The organism is [Clostridium] ultunense DSM 10521 (genome assembly GCF_000511955.1).
GTDB lineage: Bacteria > Bacillota > Clostridia > Tissierellales > Tepidimicrobiaceae > Schnuerera > Schnuerera ultunensis.
The window spans coordinates 228,179-250,649 of the sequence record NZ_AZSU01000001.1 but is presented as its reverse complement, the minus strand read 5'-3'; the positions used below and the strand labels follow the sequence as shown (position 1 = coordinate 250,649).

Below are 22,471 nucleotides of genomic sequence, written 5' to 3'. Positions count from 1 at the left end.
ATTCTTCTCTACCTATGGTTTACGATGGTATCACTCGCGAAAAGGGTAGAGCTGATAGAATAAAGTACATATGTCCAAAGGCTAAGAAAATTAATATCAATGGTAAACTAAGCTATATATTAAATTGTGAAAATCCTTGCACTAGTTCAAAATGCGGAAGAATTAAACAAATTACTATACATCATAATTATCGCTTTAATTCTTCTATCCCTCGTGATAGCTTAAAGTGGCAGAAACTATATAGACTTAGAACTATCTGCGAAAGATCCATTTGTCAAATTAAGAATTTCATTCAAATTAAATCATCAAGAGTTAGAAATACAGTATCTTTAAAATCAGATATTCTACTTGCCTGTATTTCTCAATTAATTGCTTTTATACTTATATTTAAGTCTAAAAATTATGATAAACCTCTTGCTATTAAATCTTTGATTGCTTAACTTTAATCTCTGAAACTAGATAACCAGTTTTTAAAAGGTTTCATTGAACCTTTGCTTTGCTATGCCTTTTTTGTGGATATCTGAAAACTTAAGATGTTTAAAAGCTTTTAATTGCCTATTTTCTCCTATTTTCTGTGGATAACTTTAAAATCATATTTTGCAACTATCTATTATTTTTATTATACCAAACAAAATATCAATTTCAATCAAATCTAAAACAAATTTCTTTACATAAAAGAACAACAAAGCTACTTTCTCGATGAAGTTCTTGTTTCCCTTCGGCGTCGCATTCGTGATCTAATCAGCCTACTGAAATTCCTTCGAATGAAACGGACTATAATAATGTCAAGTAAAAATGGAAAATTTAACTCTATAAATAAAAAAGACTATTCTTAATTATTAATAAACTAATCAGAATAGTCTTTCAACCTTGCGGCTAATTTATGGTCTTAAGATGCTCCGTTGCCTCTTTAGATATCTGTAATACAATCTTAATCCATTTCCTCTTATTTTCATCTGTAAACCTGGCCGTTGGGGCAGATATGGTAATGCTGGCAATATTATCGCCGTTTAAATCGAATACCGGGGCAGCTATACAGCTAACTCCTATCTCCCTTTCCTGATTATCTAAGGCATAGCCTTTTTCCTAATTTCCTCTAGTTCCTTAATAAGCTCCTCTTTATCCGTTATTGTATTTTCCGTATATATGGTTGTAAACATTTTAACCAATCTATTGCTTTTCGCTTGAGCAATATAAACTATCTGGTTATTATCCATAACCGTCAAGTTAACCGTTTCCCCTGTTAAGTTCTTTAACCTTTCCAGATAGGGTTTTAAGCTTACAGATATATGGGACAGTGAGGTCTGATCTCAATGTCCCATATCACTTTCAGGGCATCTGATATATTACCGCAAACAATAAAAATAAGGGGTTCCTGACATTATCTCTTCCGGCAAAGTAACCGTGAGAAAAACCCAATGTCTGGAAACCCTTTATTTATAGGTATTTGTAATCCTTCTATTTCTCAACCCTTGACATCAATACCACGCACTCCACATGCGGTGTCACTACTATGGGAACATGATTTGTTTACATAGTTATTAGTATAGGAAGACAATTCAGCAGAGCCTTTCACTCTTATCTTGTTTTTAGAACTAGCATTTTTCCTTGATGACTTAAACTTCTCTCCATCTAAATCATCCTTAGAACCAGTCTTATATACAAAGGTAAGCTTATATGGATCTACATTCCCACTTTTATCTACTTCTCCAACAATTACTTTTTCAACAATACTTTCAAATACATACCTATCAAATTCTTTCAATACTTCCTTTACTTCAAGCATGGTTTTAAAAGTCTTCATCCTGCTTTTTATTTCATTATTGTTTTTTAAGTTAAATTCAAGATCTTCTTTTTCCTTGCTTTTCTGTGAATATTGCTTCTGTAGAGATATGTATTTCTCTTCATATAACTCACCATCTATTTTTTCTTCTAGCCTTAAGTCAACTAAAGAATTTTGTTTGCTTGAAATTTTAAGTATTTCTCTTTCTAATTTCTTAATGCTTTTCTCTAGTGTATTATCATTTAAAGTTGATTCTATTAGTTCTAAGAACTTGTTTACAATATCTTTATTGTTTGAAGTAAGCTGCCTATAACTCTCTAGAAAAGCCTTCTCTATTGCAACTTCCTCTATACCCTTGCTATTAGGGCAATATCTTTTACCTTTTTTAGTTCCTGTTACACATTGCCAGATGACCTTATTATATTCTGTATTGCTATGCCATGATCTTCTGGACAAGTTTGAGCCACAGAATCCACATTCAAGTAAGCAAGAAAAAGCATATTTCCTACTGAATTTTTCTCTTTTCCCATCTTTTGATTTTACAGTATTTCTATTCTTAGCTCTCCTAAGTCTAATTGCTTGAGCTTTATCAAAATCATCTTCACTTATAATTGGCTCATGATGTTCCTTTACATAAAATTTATCTTCTTCACCAAAGTTATCTAATCTTCTTTTAGTAATAGGGTCAACAGTAAAGGTCTTTCCCATTAAAAGATCTCCTTTGTATTTTTCATTCTTTATAATTCCTAAGACAGTAGTTGCTGACCATTTGCTACTATCTCTTGGTGATTTATATCCAAGGTTTTCTAGTTCTCTACCTATTACACTACCACCTGCTCCTTCCAAATACCTCTTAAATATATACCTTACTATTTCGGCTTCATCCTCATTTATTGAAATACTCTTAGTTTCTTTATCATAATCATAGCCTAGACATCCATGAAAACCAACTAGCTCTCCTCTTTGCATTTTCATCTTCAAGCCCTTCTTTACATTAGCTGAAATATTTTCAACCTCTTGCTGTGCAACAGAGCTAAGTATAACTAAAAGTAGTTCACCATCCATGGTCAATGTATTAATATTTTCTTCTTCAAAAAATACTGCTACATTCATTTCTTTTAGTCGTCTCACATACTTTAGTGTATCCAAAGTGTTTCTAGCAAACCTAGATATAGATTTCGTAATAACCATATCTATATCTCCATTCATACAATCATTTATCAGTCTTTGAAAATCAAGTCTTTTATCTACCTGGGTGCCTGTAATAGCTTCATCGGCATAAATTCCAGCCATGGTCCAGTCAGAATTTTCATTGATTAAACCTGTATAGTATTTTACTTGAGAGTGATAGCTCTGAAGCTGATCTTCACTATCAGTACTTACCCTACAATAAGCTGCAACTCTTTTAAGATTAATTTCTATACCATTTCTACAAGCACTTAAAAGTCCACCACCTTTTATAACTTCAACTTTCTTCATAAGATCCCTCCCATTTTGTATTCCTTTATACAGTTCTACTTTAACATATTAAGCATAATTTAGCAGATCAAATCTGAAGATATATTATATTTTTTCATAAGAACCTCTTTAATCTTAAAATATTCTCTTTTGTCTATTAGTTTTTCTATTAATAATTGTCTAAGCATAGCAAGTTGGATGCTATATTCTAATATGTCATTCATTTTTTCCCCTCCTTTAAAATTTGTAGCGAAAATTTTATTTATCTACCAAGGTTACTTATTTCTCCCTTATATATAAAAGTGAAAATAATGCCCACTTGATTCGCTATTTTAAAAAGATTTTAGGAATTTAAATGAAAATAGACACAGAAAAAAGCGATTGCTCTAAGAAAAATTATTCTTAAATCAATCGCTTTGTTTATTCACAGCAACAACATTTCCTATTACATATATCTACAAGTCCAGTTAATTTTTATCTATTCTCCATGTGACCCTACGTACTCTTTGTATTTATTCCTCCAGTAATTTCAGCATCTTCTAAATGAAACACCCCATTTATCTCTAGTCTGTCATAATTGTTTGTATGCCCTCCAATTATTTGCTTCTCACCTAATACAGTCCATATGATTGTTAGCTTGTTTTCTTGTAAATATTTTAAGAAAGGAATCTTTCTTATTAATAAATGAGACTTTGAATTATAATAAACACTAGTATCAAAACAAATGACTTCATTAGTGCTATTTAAAAATTCTCCTTCTTTTCTGCTATATTTTAGATTCATATCTCTATAAATATTTGTACAAGGTTTTAGAAATCTGATAGCATCTTCTTTTGATTTATCAAATTCTTCTTCCCACAAAAATGATTCAGTAGGAACAATTACTTTTGCAATATGTTGATTTGAATTAGGGTCAATAACATCACGCCATTCGAGCCCATTATAATATTCATTCGTAAAATATTGGTGGGCCTGTGACCAGTAGTATTCTCTGCTAAAGATTTCATATCTATCACTACTTTCAGGCATCCATCTACCCATAAAATCTTGTTGGACTGCCCAATCTTTTAATACCTGAAAATCTTTCTCATTAACAATATAACTTCTTACCTGGGTCCAAAATCTCTTATGAGGATAGTTCCATCTTTCTTCTCCAATTTTTTTCGGCTCTGCCCATTCAGGATAACTCTCAAGAACTAACCATTTTTCACGTTGTTCATCTTCCACTTCAATTAGATTTTCAAACTTCGGTAAATCAGTAGAGTTTTTAAACCAATCTTTATCTGGACAATCCCAATTGAATGAACTCCTTGTTTGCCACCAAAATTCTTCATTCACATCTTCATCATTACTTCCAGTTTTATGAATAATCATAGTTGGATCTATATCCCTAATATAGGGACTCCATGGTCCTTGATATGGTTCTTCTTTTTCTTTTTTAAAACTGTATTCTTCATATTTTTTGAAATTATCCGATACGCGTGCAACCATCTCATATAAAGCTATCCATTGATATTTTTTACCTATACGTTCGATACTTGAAGCACTTCTTCCATATGAACCTATATCACGATCATATTTCCCATGTTTTTCAACATCATAACCATACTTCTCAAATATCCACTCGATTGCAAGATTGCTTAGGTCATCTGTATTGACATCCCAAGCCCTCAAAGCACTCTCAAAGGTATATCTCCCAAAATCACCATATCCACCTGTTCCTCTACCATATTCAGTCGTCATTGAATTAAGGATTTTATTTTGAGACCAGTAATAGTCTGGAAAATTCTTTTTATAATCGAATCTATATTTTGCATCAATTTCTTGATTGGTTAGTATTTTTGTAGAGAAAGTACTCTTATATGGGGGTCTTACTAAATTAATGTCAAAGGAAAGGGTATAGCCCAAATAATACGTATATTCTATAATCCCACGGGCGTAATCACGCAACAACACGTGCGGATAAACTTCATCTTTGTCCTTAAAAATAATTTTAAATATATATTCACTTAATTCTACAAATAAATCCTTTTGCTCACTCCTTAAGACACATCCATAAGCAACTGCGAATAATCTTTCATATACATAAGGATCATTTACATCTTCAAATATTTCCAAGATCCTTATTAAAACATTTATCCTATCTTGCAATAAGCATACTAATGCTTTCGTTGAACAATCACGCAACTGTCGATTTGTTGAAGTATGAAACCATGCTATCGCTATACTCGCAAGCTCAATTGACTCATCCGAAACATATGATTTATCATTTTCATTCCAGGCCCAATCAATCAGACGCTTTACTGCTGACTCATCGCTAAATTTATTTTTCAAAAGTTCAGTCCATTCAGCATCTCTATCCTGCATAGAAAATTCCATTAAGTTTTTATGCAAAAATTTGGAATTAAAAAAGTGACCTGGTAATGCCGCAACAGAAAGAATTGTCTCCCAGAATAATTCATAAGTGCCATTATAAGAAAATACAAATTTATTTACATAGGCTATTGGTTTATCATTTATACTATCTAATTTACGCCAGAGTAGACTTTCAATAAATGATTCAACAACAGGATATTCCCCCTTAAGATCAGGCATAAACTCAAATAACTCTTTACTATAAATTTCTGGAACTTGGATTGAAAATGCATCTATCAATCTTCTATTTGAATATATCGATTTTTCAGTATCAATGTATTTATAAAGATTACCGCCTTCTTTAAACTCTTCTTCAATATTTGGATATTTTTCCAATAAATATTGTGCCATTAAATGATCCTCAAATCGTTCATAAGCAAAGTAGACACCTTCTTGATATTGGTTATTCGATTTCCAAAATAAGTTTTTGGACAATACTCCCTCTACTATTAAGTTCTCAATAAATCCTTTTTTTTCAGTATATTTTGAGGCTACCTCTTCAATAAGGTCATAGGCAATTTCGTATGGTACATACCATACATCATTTTCGATTTTATACTGAATTAAGGCATTTACTGACCTTTGAACCAATTTTATACTGCTCGAATAGTCTACAGAATTTGGTTTAGACAAAACTTCATTTACACCATTTAAGAAAAAATCTATGACTGAGGTTATCCCTTGAAGTCCATCCGGTATTCTGTTTAAACCTGCTTTTTTTATTCCCTCACAGAAGAGCTTTAAAAAAAGAGGGTTTTGAAACTCGTGATATAGTAAGGGAACATTAGGCAATTCTATCTTATAATTATTAAAAAAGAGCCTACTCGCCTCGTATTCAACATTTCTAAAACCATAGAGCGTATGACTGATAATGCCCTCACAGATATCATCAGGAAAAATTAATGCCTTATATGATGAACGAACTGTTACAACTAAACCTAGCCATTCATATTTTTTAATTTCATAAATAAAACTTCTAATAAAATTTGGCCAAAAATATCTTCCTCTACCTTCATTAATCGCATCAATAAATAATATAATCCTTTTTTTAGACTTCTCCCCACGTTCATTAAGGGTATTTAAAAATTCCTCTGTTTTAGAATTGATTTGAAGAATCTTAAATATCTGAGTCCACGGATTTTCATCTATCAAGAGGTGCTGACCCAGAATAAAAATACTTTCATAATCATCACTCATACGTTTGGAAACAATATCACCGACCATATGTGACTTCCCTATCCCTGCCTCCCCATCGATAACCAGTATAGGATTATTAGCAAGTCGAAAGGTAGCACTATTAATAAATTCAATAAAACTCATCAGTTCATATGTAAAATCACTGATGTTTCTTATTTCAGATCCAAATTTACGATAAGTCCTATAGCTTTTTGTTTCATTTGCTACCTTTCTTTCTTCTTCCAGATAATAGCTCTCAGCTTCTTCAACTAGTTTTCTTATTTTATCAGATATCTCTAAGAAAGAATCGATTGGGATTGTCTTAGTACCCTGAAAATTGGTCGACTTAAATCGATTAAATAATTCATCAAAATACTTCTCCAATTTTTCCATTATTTCATTTATGTTGGCCATATCAGTTCTCTTTATAAGGATTTTCTTCCCTTTGATAAGAAGATTATCTAGTCTTTTAATTGCCTCCCTCTCAAATTTTGCTGAGCGACCAATTCCATCAAAAACAAATGTATCCGAAAGTTCAAAATTAACTTTTGGAGTATATCGTTCTCCTAAATCATGTATTGCAGATTGGTTTTGTTTAATAAACCATTTTTTATTTGGATTAAAGGTTATTGACTTCTCAATACGTTTTATTTTCTTATCTAGATTATTTAACGTATTATGAATATCAAAAATCTTTGATTTATAATTTTCCTCAATAAATAAATCTTCAAGCTCTTTATAATTATTAATATTATTAACAAACAAGCTATAAAAAGTATTTAATTCCTCTTTTGATGGGATAAGAATATGAGGGTTCTCTTCAAATTTTCCTAGTAAATCTTCATCTGATAAACTAGTTTTAAAAAGTACATAATTATTCAATTCTTCAAACAGTATCTGAGAATGATAAAATGGAAACTTAGCTTCACCTTGAAAAAATGGGTGTCTCATTTCATACTCATCTATTGTTTTATTGATAATGCATACCAATCTACCTTTATATGTTTTTTTAGGGAATATAATCTTTTTTAAAAAACAATAACCCATGTCTTCAATGAATTTATCTATAAATTTTGAAGCAATGTATGAAACTACTATCGTAGAAGTTATCATGGCATCCTCCTCCAATTATTATACTTTAACTGCCTTCATATATTAATAAGAAATTAAATTTACATGAACATTATAATTTACTTTGCCATATTAAAAATAAATGACTCCCTTATAATTTGCCTAATTAACCCTAAATCACTTTCAAGACTTTGTAAGGTCAAAGCTTTTAAGGAAATTACCTAATACACGCTAATATTAGCTATAGAATGTGGTAATATAAATATGCAAATCAAATATTTAGCTTAATACCTGCTTTTAAAATAACTTTAATAGCAAGCACAGTAAGTGTAGACACACTTACGAGAAAATTGATGAAGCGGGCCCTTTTAGGTTCGCTTCTTTTTATCCAATTTTCTACTTGTTCCTATCGGAATGATTTAGGGGACACCCCTAATACCCTGTTATAAAAAGTGGCTAAGCTTTCTCTTAACCACTAAATGATTCATTAAGCTTTAAACCACTAACCTATTATTGATTTTATCAATAGTTGAAATAATATCCTTAGCTAGTTCTATATTGTTATCAAATAATTTAATTACCCCACCCTTTTTATTAAAGGGAAATTCCTGTAGTACTTCTTTTTCAATAGAACCATTTTTAACAATATAATCAATAATATTATTGACAAAGTTAATCTGATCTGAATTTAATTTTTCATCTATCAGGAATTTTGAAAACTCTCTTTTAGCAGCTTCTCTATCCATACCTGTAATACTGGCAACCAATTTCAAAAGAGGTTTATCACCATAAACTTTTTGATAAGATTCTCTGTCTCCTAATTCTTCAAAGAGGATTCTTTCAAAATATTTAATATCTTCTTTAGTGAGGTCTTCATTATTTCTAAGTTTGTAAATAGGCAAATCATCCCTATATTTCTTAAAATAGGATACTATTCTTTCTTTATAAGTTTCTAAATCATTAACATCATATATTGGACTTCCTTCCCTAACCCCTATTACTTCGTCCTTAAAATCTGTATAGTAAATTCCCTGCCTTTCTCTATCTATTAGCTTTATGAGTTCTCTTAAAGCCTTTCTAACCCTTTCATAGTCAAAGAGATCTGCATCTTCCCAAAACTCTTCTTTCTGTATCTCATAAATTAGCTCTTTATTTTTTTGTACTTGCCCTATAGAGCCCTTTTTCTCTAAATCATTGGCAGTCTTTTTAACCCTACTCTTAGGTTTAGAATATGGTTTTTTCTCAAGATAGGCATATTGTATAGTGTACATTAAATAGTCAAATCTCTTAGCTAATTCATCGTCATCTGTAGATATTATAAGAGGTGAAACTTCATCTTTAAGGTTCTTTACATCAATTTCCTCTAGACTTTCAAAAGCTCTTTTATCTGAGTATCTATCTATTAGGTGTAACCTCATTCTTGCATTAAATCTATCAGTGTTTATTCCCTTAATTAAAAGACTTATATTGTCTATTAACTCATTTCTATATTTTATAAATTCATCTTCCTGATAATCTAAATGTTCCAAAGCCTTTATCAAATCAACCTTAATATTAAATAAATTTTCTGTTAGGGATCTTTGAAGACCACCTTCATGGCCTCTCTTATTTATTTCAAAAAACTCAAAGTTATAATAGTAATCAAAAATTAAGAATTTTTCTTTATGAAGACCTGGCCCAAATAAATCTTCACATAGTCTAGTACCTCTACCAATCATCTGCCAAAACTTAGCCTTAGACCTTACCTTCTTAAAGAATACTAGGTTTACAAGTTCGGGAATATCTATTCCTGTATCCAACATATCTACAGATACTGCTATTTGAGGATAAGAATCTTTGTCTTTAAATTTATCTATAAGATTATCTACATAATTGATTTTATGATAAATAGCCTGGGCAAAATCTCCCCTGTATTCAGGATATAGGGCATTGAATCTTTCAACTATAAAGTCGGCATGATCCTGATTGGCAGCAAAGATTATAGTCTTGCCTAACTTATCTCCACCTTCTACCTTTATTCCCTTTTCCATTAAATCCTTTATAACTAAATCTACTGTTTCTATATTAAAAAGACTTTTGTTTACCATTTCACTAGGAATATCTTCAAAAGAATCAAAGGTCTTTTCAAACTCTTCCTTTTCTTCCTCTGATAAGTCCTTATATCTTATGCCTTCCTTCATAATCTTGGTTTCAGATACCTGAGGAAGTTCATAATTTACTAGATATCCATCTTCAATAGCCTCTTTTAAATCATAGGCAAAGGTAGGATTTCCTTCTTCTAGTTCAAAAACCCTATAGGTATTCCTATCAATTTCATCTACAGGGGTAGCAGTCAAGCCTAAGAGTCTAGCATCAAAATAGGCAAATATATCTTGATATTTCTTATATATAGACCTATGACTTTCATCTAAAATTATCAAATCAAAGTGTCCATTGGTGAAAATTCTCTTTCCATCAGTCCCCTTCTTCTCATCTATGGCATTCATTATGGTTGGATAGGTGGAAAATACCATTCTACTACTAACATCATCCTTATTGTCCAAAAGATTGCATAAGGAAAGCTCTGGCAAATGTTCATTAAAACTTTCCTTAGCTTGTTTGACTAGGGCTGTTCTGTCTGCTAAAAAGAGAATATTTTTGGCCCAGTTATTCCTAACCATAAGATCGACTATAGAAGCAGCTGTTCTAGTTTTGCCACTTCCTGTAGCCATTACTAAAAGTGCCTTCCTATGGCCAGTTTCATAGCTTTCTAAGGTTCTTGTTATGGCCTCTTTTTGATAATCCCTATTGGTTATTTCATCCCTTATATCAGGACTTTTCATGGTGCTTCTATTGTTCTTCATAAAATTTAGGGACTCTAAATCCTTCTTACTGTAGATCCCTGAAATCTTTCTTTCAGGATAATCCTTATCATCCCAAATATAATAATCTATACCATTGGTATAAAATATTACAGGTCTAACACCTGTTTCTATTTCTAGAGCATCTGCATACATTTCTGCCTGTATCTTGCCTAATTTAGGACTATTACTGGTTCTTTTTGCTTCTACCACAGCCAGGGGTTTACCATTATCCCCATATAAGACATAATCAACAAAGCCAATACCTGAAGCATTTTCCATATGGGAAACTTCTACTTCTTCCAGGCAATTCTTCCCTATTTCCCAGCCCTTTAATTCTAAATCAAGGTCTATATAGGCCTTCCTAGTTTCTTCTTCAGATAAGCTATCTACCCTATAGGATCTAGTCCTTTCATGGTTTTTTCTGGTCTTTTTATTTTCCTCTCTAAGCCTTTGGTTTTCCTTGATTAACTCTTCTAGACTCTTATCCTTTTTAGATAGTATTTCAAAGAATTCTTCCTGCTCTTTGACTGTCTTTTTCAATCTGTCATTATAACCTAAAAGGCTTTCATCAAATTGTCTTTCCTCAAAATCCTCAGAATAACAGTAGTCTATAAAATGAGTTAGATTAAATAAATTTCTCAAGGATAGTATAGCCTGATTTCTATCCACACTCATATTAGTATGGGCTGCCTTATTGCCTAATTCCCTGGTGTAATCAAGAGCTTTATATAGTTCTATTCCAACTATATTTTTAAAATCAGGACTATTTATAAGGGCAGCAAAGGTATCATTATAGGGAAGCTTTAGTGCTTCATCATTGATATATATCCATCTGACAGCCAACTCCATGGCCCTACGGGTAAAGGTTGCAGATGCTGAATAGGATACATGCATCAGTTTTTCAGCCTCTATACAGGCATCTACAAAAGATTCATATTTGCCTTCTTTCTTCAGATAAGAAAAATTTGAATTCATGAGTCCACCTCCTAGTTAAATAGTTGACCTTTAAAGGCTTTATCCATAATAGACTTATAATTTTCTTCTAATAATTCCAGTGATTCTCTTAAAACTTCCTTTTGTTTTTCTATGACTTCTACTTTTTGTGCGAATTCATTCTGTAGAGAAATCGGTGGAATACTTATTTTTATTGACTTAATATCACTATCTTTTACTGCTGGATAGCTTGCTCCTTCTGCTATCTTTACTAAATAACCTGTAAATCTGCTGTTTTTTACTACATTAAATATATATTTATTATTTACCAAACTTTCATTTACGCGAATAATACAAAAGCCCGTAGAGCCTATTGCAGTATTTTCTGTATACATGTCAAAAATTGCAATATTTTTTAAGTTTGGTCTTACTGTTGAAAATAGTATATCCCCATGATTCAATATTCTTTTTGCTCTACTTGGTGCATCTTTTATTTTAAAATTGTTATATGATTCAATAGAATTATTGTTATTATTTATAGATCCTATATCAATATAGGAAATATCATCTTTAAAGTCTTTTTTTATATTACTTACATTGTTCAATAATACTTCTTCTAACTTCTTAACCTCCCAACCCTTTTCATTCCTTACTGGATCACCAAACATAGTATAAAATATAGATTCTATTAGCTGGTCTAGGGATTCTATTTGTTCCTTCCTCTTGTCTATAAGTGCTTGTGCATGGTCTAGAACTTTGACTATCTTTTCTTGGGTTTCCATGGGTGGGACTGGAATTTTTATCTTTTTAAGGTTAGTAATATTAAAACTAGCTTGATTTACAGATTTTTTTGTTATATGAGATATCTGATTCAAAAATACATCTGAGTTTAAACAATAGTATCCATAATAATTGTTTATTTTATCTTTATCACCTCTAAGACACAATAAATTCATCCCATGAATCATTATAGTGTCCGAATCAAATATTGCAGTTTTACCTAAGTGTTTAACACTGTTTATATGGGACATCAAGATGTCTCCTTTTTGTAAAACATACTCTTCATAATCATCAAGTTCATGAATATTTGCATAACCTACCCTATTCTCATTAATGTATCTATCAGCTATAGTTTCTATTCTAGTAATTGGGTAACCTTCATAACCATCTTGTTTTATACTTTTACCATTTCTTATTATCGGGAAAACTTCTCCTAACTCTATCCATTTCATCTATTTCACCAACTTCTCTATTTCATCTAAACCTAAAAGTATATCTTCCTCTAATCTTCTTATCTTTTCTATGATCACTTCAGGTTCTTCATATTCTACTTCTTCATAGACTATTTCCTTATATCTATTTATAGAAAGATCATAACCATTTTCCCTTATTTCCTCTACTGGGACCAAAAAAGACTTTTCTGTTCTTTGTCTCTCCTCTTCATTATCTAGCTTATGGAATCTCGCTATTATATCTTCTATGTCATTGTCCTTTACCTTTTCCCTCTTATCATCTAGGGATAGCCCATCTGCTTCCATATCATAGAACCAAACCTTATCTGTTCCACCTATGCCTGTTTTAGTAAAGAGTAGTATGGCTGTAGATACTCCTGTATAGGGCTTAAATACCCCTGAAGGCATGGATATAACTCCCTCTAGCTTATGCTTGTCTATAATCTCTTTTCTCAAAGATTTATGGGCATTGCTAGCTCCAAAAAGGACTCCATCTGGAACTATTACTCCAGCCCTTCCACCACTTTTTAAAATCTCTAGAATAAGTCCTATAAATAATAGTTCTGTTTTTCCTGTGTTAGTAATTCTAGTCAGGTCATCAGCTACCGCCTCTTTATCCAAGCTACCCTTAAAAGGTGGATTGGCTAGTACTAAGGTATATTTTTCTCTTTCCTTATTGGATTTAGAAAGAGAGTCCATATAGTGAATTTGGGGATTTTCCACGTCATGAAGGAGCATATTCATAGTTCCTATTCTTAACATGGTAGTATCTATTTCGTTTCCATTAAACATTTCATTATTAAAGTGTTCTTTTAGTTGCTCTGATGTAAATATTTCATTTTCATAATTTTTCTTTAAGTAATCTGCTGTGGAAATTAAAAATCCTGCTGTCCCGGCCGCTGGATCTATAATTATGTCGCTAGGTGTAGGTTTCACAAGTTCAACCATCATATCTATAATATGTCTTGGTGTTCTGAACTGTCCATTCTTCCCTGCAGTAGTCAACTTGCTAAGCATATACTCATATAAATCTCCTAAGTCTTTTAAGGGAAGATCAGCCATAAGTTCATCTATATTGGTTACAACTGTTTCTAGCATTCTAGGTGTAGGAATGGTAAAGATCGCATCTTCCATAAATCTAGCAAATGATGAATCTGCATTGCCATTCAATTTCTTTATAAAAGGGAATACTTCAGTAGATACGACCTTATACATTTTTTCTGAGTCAAAGTGTTTAAAGTTAGACCATCTTAAATCTTCATTATTCTTGTCAAATATTACTTTAGGCTTTATACCTAGAATACTAGCCTCTTTTTCTGAGTTTAACTGCTTATCATCTAATGATTTTATAAATAGTAAATAGGTAAACTGCTCTATAACTGTTAAAGGGTTAGTAATACCGCCTGTCCAAAAGCTATCCCAAATTCTGTCAATCTTATTCCTTATTTCTCCTGTTATCATCTATACACTCACTCCTTATCTTATACTTGTTTATCTAGGTAAAATTAAATCAACTGGCTTTTTAAAAGCTTTTTGTTATATTAATTTGTATCTAAATAATTTGATTTTATTTCTTTTATTATAGCATCTTTAAGGTTTGTTTTAGTAATTTTCAAACTGCCTTCTGTACCAAGTCTTACGATTTTAGGGAAACCTTCTTCCCTCTCCATTCTAGCTATAACGCTAGAATATTCCCCTTTATCTTTTGTTGAATGGGGTATTGGTCCTACAAAAATCAATCTTACAGAAGTATCATATTGGAATCTATTAAAATTATAAGTCTTCAGCTCATTATAACCTTTTACTAGTTTTATTCTATTAACATCTATGCTTAAGTCTTTAAATATTTGATAGACAATATTATCTTTAATGCTCAAATCTCCTAAGATATAAATATCCCCATTAGGCTGGAAGTTATCTATATCTGGAGTCAGCTCCTCAAGACCTATTGATTTTAGATAACTTCTCAACTCACTAATAGATCTAGCACCAATAATTCTTTTCATTACTATTTTTGTTGCGTCAGATGCAACATCAATTTTTAACTCGTTATCCAGAAGCATTATATACCTCCTTCAAACATATTTAATCTCTCTTCTATTATTTCATCGGTCCTTTTCTTGATTGCCTTAAATTCAGAATTCAATAGTACGAATTGATTACCAATTTCGATTTGTTTTTCCATACTTATTTTTGGAATCTTAATCCTTTCAAGGTCTCTAATACTAATTGTCTTCATAGTAGACCCTTTAACATATTTTTCTATTTCTCTTAAACCTATTCTACTTTGTAAGTAGGCAGTGAGGAAATCTTTGTTTATTTTATTTTCATCAATTTCTAAGAAAAACAAATTTCCATTCACTAACACATTAGTCTTCAGTTTGCCAACCGAACCTATTTTAAAAGGTGATAATCTAGAAACAATAACTGAATTATCTTTCAGAAAATATCGCTCATAAGATTCGTTTAAATTCTTTAGGTATGGTAAATTTCCATCTAATATTCCATCTTGAAAATTTTGTAACATTAAATATTGATAATCTGTTGGTTGAACTGAAGTCATTTCTTCTAGGTCTTTTTTACTAATGGTATGACCCCTGTTAATTGATTTTACTACATCCTTTAATATAATGCTTTCTTCAAATGGAAACTCTTCTACGGTATATCTTAATGGATCAAGGGTAAAATCTTCTTCTATAAGTTTTTTTGAATCTACTATTTTACTTATACTGGAGTCCTTATCTAGTGCTTTTACAATTTTTTTAATATGCTCTTTTTCTAACACATGTCTATATTTAATATCTGAATATAGTTTTGTTGCGTCAACAAATTTTATACTTTCATTACTATGGCTAAATACAACTAGATATATAGGAATAGCAGTGTAAGCTAATAGGTTACTAGGTAATGCTATAACAGCCTCAACCTTACCTTTATCAATTAATATCTTCCTTACATCTTGATGATTATCGCTATATAAAGGATTGCCATTCATAAGCATTACGAATTTTTCATATTCTGTATTTTCAATGATATCTAATGCAAAAACCCAAGATGAGTCAATAGATTTAATATGATTTTTGTAAATGGATTTATCAAATTTTAATTTTAAAACTTCCTCCAATTTTTTTCCTGACATTTTTAGGCCCAAGGGCATATTCATAAAAACCTTATTGGCGTCAAATTTACTTAAATCATAAGTAAAGACATCCTTATGCATCATATTTTCTACTTGTAGATCAAATAAATCAAGCAACACACATGATAGCATATAATTTTCTGGATTGATTTCAATCCCGGAGATACTAGATATTTTAGATGCTTCTAGCAATGTTGTTCCTATCCCTGAACCTACATCTAATAATATATCTTCTTTTTCTAAGGTCAAAAGTTCTAAGGATAGATCAATAATTGACTTTACTGTAGTATTTCCCCCTCCACCCCTCCTGCCAGCATATTCAGAAAGGTCACCTATGATTTCAATAATTTCATCTAGTGAGAAGTCTTTAAGATTATTAAACTGTTCTATATAATTATTTTCTTCTTCATAAACAGCTCTTAAATTATATTTAATATTTTCATCTTCAAATTTGTCTAGGATTTGATTAAATGAGTCAGTTTTTAACTTTCTACTTAAATAATAATTAATTGCAAATTCATAAATATAATTTCCTGAACTTGCTTTTTCTCTTAGAATATTTATTACTTCATTAACATTTTTATTCCCCATACAATTCCCTCCTAATTTTAGTTAAATGGAATAGCCTTTTTGATTATGGTTTAACTATACCATAACGCAAATAATTGTCAATGGTTTATTTAAACCATTTTTTATTTTGTCTTTTAGAAATAAGCAAATAGAATTATATTTACTAGTATATCAATATTTATTTTAAACCTATTACGGTAGATCTCCGTTTCAGCTTATATCCCACTTTAAAAGAAGTACTTTTTTATTCTCCCTTAATATAAATATAACTCTATCAATCTAACTAATCTCTATATAGTTAGGTTGTCATTTTGATAAGTCTAGACTTTTCTTTTTTGCCATTCTAGAATTATCAAAATCACCATTCTTGACTTGTGCTTTTGACAAGTCTAAGAGTATAAATGCAAAAATCAGCAAGTTTTTTAATCCTTGCTGATTCTCATTTTTGTCCTTATTTTCTTGTGTCTCCACTAACTAGGTCAACCACCACTGAAACATTAAAATACTTTTTCAGCACTTTTCGCTTGTTACTTTGGTCATCTTCTATGAATTCAAAATGGTCATGAAAGAGCTTGAATCTCAGGATTTCTACATAATTTCTCTTTGTAGTAACGCTATGGTCTCTATATGCATACTCATGGGAAACATATCCACTGGTTGTGCTTCTAGTACCTTATAGCCTTTTCCAACCAAATAACCTAAATCTCTAGCCAATGTTGATGGATTACAGGATACATAGACTATTTTTTCTGGATTTGCATCTATTATGGAATTTATTAATAACTTATCAAGGCCTTTCCTAGGAGGATCTACTACTATGGCATCCAGCTTAATTCCCTTTTTATTTAACTTTGGTAATATATCTTCACTTTTGCCTAATATGAATTCTACATTGTTTACTCCATTTAAATCTTTATTTTCATTGGCATCTTCTATAGCTTCCTTTACAATTTCCACACCATATACCTTTTTTGCATACTTTGATATAAATAAAGATATAGTACCTATTCCGCAGTATAAATCTGCTATAGTTTCATTTCCATTTAAGCTTAAATACTCTACCACCTTATCATATAGTACTTCCGTTTGCACAGGGTTTATTTGAAAGAAGGATTTTGGAGAAATTAGAAATTTATACTCTCCTATATAATCTAAAATCCTATCTTCTCCATATAGTTTTATATCTTTAGCTCCTAATACTACCGATGTATCATTCTTTTTTACATTTTGATATATGCTTACTATAGCATTATAAGAAATATTAGAGACTCTCTTGTCTGGGAAAGTTAACATTTTTATTAACTCATTTTTGTAAGGAAGATTTTCACATTTTGTTACGATTACCACCATAGCTTTATTATCTTTAGTTGTTCTTATTAGTATATTCATAATTATACCTTTTTTATTCTTCCTATCATAGCCTTCTACTTTATACTTCTTCATATATTCTTTAATTAAAATTAATATATCATCTACCATCTTATTTTGTATAATAGATTTGTCAACAGGTACAATATCATGGGTTCCTCTTTTATAATAGCCTATTTTATAATTTTTCTCTACTTTAAATTCTGCCTTATTCCTATATCTAAAAGGATATTCCATTCCTATAGTATCCTTGACTACTACATTGTTTATCTTGCCTATCCGCTCCAAATTGTTTTCCACTATATTCTTTTTAAATTCCAATTGTTTATAATAATCTAAATTTTGAAGTTGACACCCATCACATTGTGGAAAGAACTCACATTTAGATCCTATTCTATAAGGAGATTTTTCTATTATTTCCAATGTCTTCCCTATCCCATACCTTTTCTTTAATTCTACTATTTCAAATAATACTCTATCTCCTAAAGTTCCTCCCTCAACAAAAAATGCAAGCCCCTTATGCCTGCCTACTCCCAAACCTTCACTACTTATATCTATAATGTTTAATTCTATTTTATCCCCAACTTTAAATTGATCCATAGGACACTCCTCTCCAGAAAAATGGGGCACAAATTTGTGCCCCCATTTAATATATTACCATCTAATCATAATCCTAGTATAGCCTTTATTGATCATTCTTTCAATTTTTCTTCTAATATACTCTTTATAAAAATTCCTAGTCCCCGGTAATACCATGGTTATCCCAATTATATCTGTAACAATCCCAGGCAATAATAATAAAAACCCGCCTATTAAAATAGAAAATCCAGTTAATATCTCATTCCCTGGAATATTCCCTTGGGACATGGCATTATTTATATTTCGAATAACTAATCTTCCTTCAGTTTTGGCTAAATAATATCCGGCTATCCCCGTTAATATTATAAGTACTACTGTAACACCAAATCCCATAGTTTGAGAGGCTTTAATCAATATATACAAGTCCAATATAGGTAATAAAATAAATAATAAAATAATTTTCTTCATATTGTTTCTCCTAACAGATCCCAAATTTCCCTATATCTTTTCTTAAAATTTATAGGTTTTAAATTTTTGTCTACAAAAGCATGAATAGTTCGACCTTTGGCAATCAATGTATTATCTTCTTTTCTATACAAGGTATATCCAAATTCTAGCCTTACACCTTTTAGTTTTACCAATTTCGTACATATTATTATTTCATCATCATATTTCGCAGGCATTATATATTCACAATTTGCTTCAATTACCGGCAGAAGAATCCCTTCTTCTTCCAGTTGCCCGTATACTATATTGAGTTTCCTAAAAAACTCAGTCCTTCCAATATCAAACCAAGTAAAATAATTGCCGTGGTATACTACGCCCATCTGATCTGTTTCCTCATATCTTACCCTAATAGATGTACATAGGTTCATAAACTATTCACCCCTAAAGAACCCTAGCTTCTCCTTTATAAACTAGGCCGGTAACAGTGTCTACAGTTACTATATCTCCATCATTTAATATCTTCGTGGCATTCTTTACACCTACGATTGTTGCTTTTTCAAAATTTAACCCAACTATTGCTGCATGAGATGTTAATCCACCCTGTTCTACTATTATAGCCGATGCTTTTTTCATGAAATCTACCATATCCTTATCAGTGAACTTACTTACTAAAATATCTCCCTCTTTAAATTTATTCTGCAATTCCTCCTTATTGCTGCCAATACATATTTCCCCGGTAATGGATTGTTTGCCTATTCCCGTCCCTTTCACCAATACTTTACCTACAGTATGGACTTTTATTAAATTGGTAGTTCCTGATACACCTACAGGTATACCAGCTGTTATTATTATTAAATCCCCTTCTTTAATATAGCCTTTCTCCACGGCGCTATGGATTGATCTGTCTATTACTTCATCGGTATCATCGCTTTTCAAGGATAAGACAGGATAGACTCCCCATACTAAGGATAGTTTCCTCATTACCCTTTCAGTTGTAGTAGCCGCAATTATTGGTGCCTTTGGCCTAAACTTTGATATGGCTTTAGATGTATAACCCGATGAAGTAGCTGTAATAATTGCACTAGCTTTTAAATCTTCTGCTGTGGTACAAGTTGCCTTACTTATAGCATTAGTTGTTGATATATCTTTGTCCACAGATTTAAACTTCAGTATTTCTAAATACTCAGAAGATGTCTCAGTTCTTGTAGCAATATCATACATAGTCTTTACAGATTCTATAGGATATTTCCCTGCCGCTGTTTCTCCAGATAGCATTATAGAATCAGTCCCATCAAGAATGGCATTGGCTACATCTGTTACCTCAGCTCTTGTAGGTCTTGGATTTCTCATCATAGAGTCTAACATTTGAGTGGCTGTAATTACTGGTTTGCCAGCTATGTTACATTTTTTAATTATCTTCTTCTGTATAAGAGGGATTTCCTCCGTCTCGATTTCTACCCCTAAGTCTCCTCTAGCCACCATTATCCCATCGGAAGCCTCTATGATTTCATCAATATTATCAACACCTTCTTGATTTTCTATTTTAGATATGATATCTATATACTCTCCACCATTCTCTTCTAATATCTTTCTTATTTCTAATACGTCTTCAGCTTTCCTTATAAAGGAAGCAGCAACAAAATCTATATCATTTTCTATTCCAAACTTAATATCTTCAATATCCTTTCCTGTTACCGCTGGTAAATTGATAGACACGTTGGGTATATTTACACCCTTATGGTCTCTTAATGTCCCACCATTGAGAACAGTACACTTTATATCCGTTCCGTTAAGGATTTCAACCACTTCTAACTCTACAAGACCATCGTCTACAAGTATTCTATCCCCTTTATTAACATCCTTTGCCAATCCTTCATAAGAAACGCTAACTATGGATTCATCTCCCAAAATATCCCTCGTTGTTAAAGTAAAAGAATCCCCATCCTTTAATTCTATTGCTTCTTGATCAAAACTCCCTAATCTAATCTCTGGGCCTTTAGTATCTAACATAATCCCAATAGGCAATTTTAATTCTTCCCTTAATTTTTTTATAGTATTAATTCTTATTCTATGTTCTTCATGGGTACCATGAGAAAAATTAAGTCTAGCCACATTTAATCCTTTTAAAAACAGTTCTCTTAAAACCTCCTCTTTCTCAGAAGCTGGCCCTATAGTACATACTATCTTTGTCTTTTTCATATTTCCAATCCCTCCTTATATAGAAAGTATTTTTGCTATATCATACATATTTTTGTCAAACTCTTTTTTAGTGTTGAGTGCCTTGTCTAAATCCATGCTAATCAATTCATTACATTTTATGCCTAAAGCTTTACCTGACTCATTGGAAAGTAAAAGTTCTACTGCTTTATTTCCCATTTTACTAGCCATAATTCTGTCGAAAGCAGTAGGGGTTCCTCCCCTTTGAATATGTCCCAATATAGTTACCCTAGTTTCTGCACCAGTCTTTTCCTCTATTTCTTTTGCAACTTCATAGGCATTCCCTATGCCCTCTGCCAATGCTATAATATGGTGAAGCTTACCTCTATTTCTACCCTGTATAATCTTCCTACATACTTCATCTATGTCAAACTCAACTTCTGGAACGATGATGCTTTCAGCTCCTCCAGCTAGTCCAGAATAAAGGGCTATATCTCCACACTCTCTTCCCATTACTTCAACTATATTAGCTCGACCATGAGATGTAGAAGTATCCCTTATTTTACTTATAGCGTCTACTACCGTTTCTACAGCTGTAAAGAAACCTATAGTATAGTCGGTATATCCCATATCGTTGTCTATAGTACAAGGAATGCAAATGGTTGGTATCCCTGCATCACTTAAATTATTTGCACCTTTAAAAGTTCCATCCCCACCTAGTACTATTAATCCATCTATCCCAAAAATCTTTATTACATTAATAGCTTTTTTTAGTCCTTCCTCAGTCTTAAATTCATCACATCTGGCACTCCTTAACATAGTGCCACCCCTATGGATTATATCTGCTACAGAGGATAAATTCATCTCTTCAATTTCTCCATTTAATAATCCATTATAACCTTGTTTAATGCCTAAAACCCTAGTTTGATTATATATGGACGTTCTTACTACGGACCTAATGGCGGCATTCATGCCCGGCGCATCTCCACCACTAGTTAGCACACCTATTATCTTCATATTTTCTCCTCCCAACTATATAATATTCAATTAAATAATGCCTAAATCAAATAGTACTGCTTGTATTTCATTGGCTTCAAACTCTGGGGCTAATATTTCATATAACTCTTCATCTCCTTCTTTGGAAAATAGCTGTTTTTTGACTAGAAAACCTTCTTTTTCTAATTTTTTTTCAACCCTTATTGCCGCATCTAAACCTGTAGCCAAATAAACTGCAGTCCACATTTTTACACTCTCCTAACTAATAGTATCTGTTAAGGTTGCCATATAAAAATTTCATAAT

General features: G+C 31.6%; 17 protein-coding genes. 1 reads left to right on the top strand and 16 read right to left on the bottom strand.

Features of this window, described 5'->3' with window-relative positions:
• Nucleotides 1-440: transposase (locus CUL_RS19050; protein ID WP_035142651.1), on the top strand; the 440-nt coding region annotated here is incomplete at its 5' end.
• 436 nt (nt 441-876) lie between these two features.
• On the opposite strand, the gene CUL_RS20050 is transcribed toward CUL_RS19050, so the two are convergent.
• The 16 genes from CUL_RS20050 to CUL_RS0101150 all read right to left on the bottom strand — a co-directional run bounded on the left by CUL_RS20050 (nt 877) and on the right by CUL_RS0101150 (nt 22,413).
• Complete coding sequence (locus tag CUL_RS20050) at nt 877-1,035, bottom strand: IclR family transcriptional regulator domain-containing protein (protein WP_408065611.1); 159 nt, start codon at nt 1,033-1,035, stop codon at nt 877-879.
• A gap of 32 nt (nt 1,036-1,067) precedes the next feature.
• Nucleotides 1,068-1,289 carry an IclR family transcriptional regulator domain-containing protein gene (locus CUL_RS18765; RefSeq protein WP_456243145.1) on the bottom strand — a complete coding sequence of 74 codons (222 nt, stop codon included), beginning with the start codon at nt 1,287-1,289 and terminating at the stop codon, nt 1,068-1,070.
• 176 nt (nt 1,290-1,465) lie between these two features.
• Nucleotides 1,466-3,262 (bottom strand): recombinase family protein, encoded by a 1,797-nt coding sequence (locus CUL_RS0101220; RefSeq protein WP_025640273.1) that lies wholly within the window; start codon nt 3,260-3,262, stop codon nt 1,466-1,468.
• Nucleotides 3,263-3,321: 59 nt separating this feature from the next.
• Nucleotides 3,322-3,465, bottom strand: a complete 144-nt coding sequence (locus tag CUL_RS0101215; RefSeq protein WP_025640272.1) for an SHOCT domain-containing protein — start codon at nt 3,463-3,465, stop codon at nt 3,322-3,324.
• 271 nt (nt 3,466-3,736) lie between these two features.
• Complete coding sequence (gene avs2 / locus CUL_RS0101210; protein WP_025640271.1) at nt 3,737-7,945, bottom strand: AVAST type 2 anti-phage system protein Avs2; 4,209 nt, start codon at nt 7,943-7,945, stop codon at nt 3,737-3,739.
• A gap of 452 nt (nt 7,946-8,397) precedes the next feature.
• Nucleotides 8,398-11,721: a DEAD/DEAH box helicase family protein gene (locus CUL_RS0101205; protein WP_025640270.1), complete on the bottom strand. Its 3,324-nt coding sequence runs from the start codon at nt 11,719-11,721 to the stop codon at nt 8,398-8,400.
• An 11-nt stretch (nt 11,722-11,732) separates the two neighbouring features.
• The gene (locus CUL_RS0101200; RefSeq protein WP_025640269.1) at nt 11,733-12,911 is read right to left on the bottom strand and encodes a restriction endonuclease subunit S; all 1,179 of its coding nucleotides are present in this window, start codon (nt 12,909-12,911) and stop codon (nt 11,733-11,735) included.
• On the bottom strand, nt 12,912-14,372 hold the full coding sequence (locus CUL_RS0101195) for a type I restriction-modification system subunit M (protein ID WP_025640268.1): 1,461 nt from the start codon (nt 14,370-14,372) through the stop codon (nt 12,912-12,914).
• A gap of 80 nt (nt 14,373-14,452) precedes the next feature.
• A complete protein-coding gene (locus tag CUL_RS16420) occupies nt 14,453-14,974 on the bottom strand; it encodes a hypothetical protein (RefSeq protein ID WP_025640267.1) in 522 nt (173 codons plus the stop codon).
• The gene (locus tag CUL_RS0101185) at nt 14,974-16,641 is read right to left on the bottom strand and encodes an N-6 DNA methylase (RefSeq protein ID WP_025640266.1); all 1,668 of its coding nucleotides are present in this window, start codon (nt 16,639-16,641) and stop codon (nt 14,974-14,976) included. Before CUL_RS0101185 ends, CUL_RS16420 begins: the two co-directional genes overlap by 1 nt.
• 567 nt (nt 16,642-17,208) lie before the next feature.
• Nucleotides 17,209-18,588: a 23S rRNA (uracil(1939)-C(5))-methyltransferase RlmD gene (gene rlmD / locus CUL_RS0101175; RefSeq protein WP_035142700.1), complete on the bottom strand. Its 1,380-nt coding sequence runs from the start codon at nt 18,586-18,588 to the stop codon at nt 17,209-17,211.
• A gap of 54 nt (nt 18,589-18,642) precedes the next feature.
• Entirely contained in the window at nt 18,643-19,035 is a 393-nt protein-coding gene (locus tag CUL_RS0101170) for an FxsA family protein (RefSeq protein WP_005588336.1), read from the bottom strand.
• Entirely contained in the window at nt 19,032-19,442 is a 411-nt protein-coding gene (locus CUL_RS0101165; protein ID WP_005588335.1) for an acyl-CoA thioesterase, read from the bottom strand. Before CUL_RS0101165 ends, CUL_RS0101170 begins: the two co-directional genes overlap by 4 nt.
• A 13-nt stretch (nt 19,443-19,455) precedes the next feature.
• A complete protein-coding gene (pyk, locus tag CUL_RS0101160; RefSeq protein WP_005588334.1) occupies nt 19,456-21,213 on the bottom strand; it encodes a pyruvate kinase in 1,758 nt (585 codons plus the stop codon).
• Between the two features lie 15 nt (nt 21,214-21,228).
• A complete protein-coding gene (pfkA, locus tag CUL_RS0101155) occupies nt 21,229-22,188 on the bottom strand; it encodes a 6-phosphofructokinase (protein ID WP_025640264.1) in 960 nt (319 codons plus the stop codon).
• Nucleotides 22,189-22,218: 30 nt separating this feature from the next.
• Nucleotides 22,219-22,413: a hypothetical protein gene (locus tag CUL_RS0101150; RefSeq protein WP_005588332.1), complete on the bottom strand. Its 195-nt coding sequence runs from the start codon at nt 22,411-22,413 to the stop codon at nt 22,219-22,221.
• Nucleotides 22,414-22,471 lie beyond the last annotated feature (58 nt).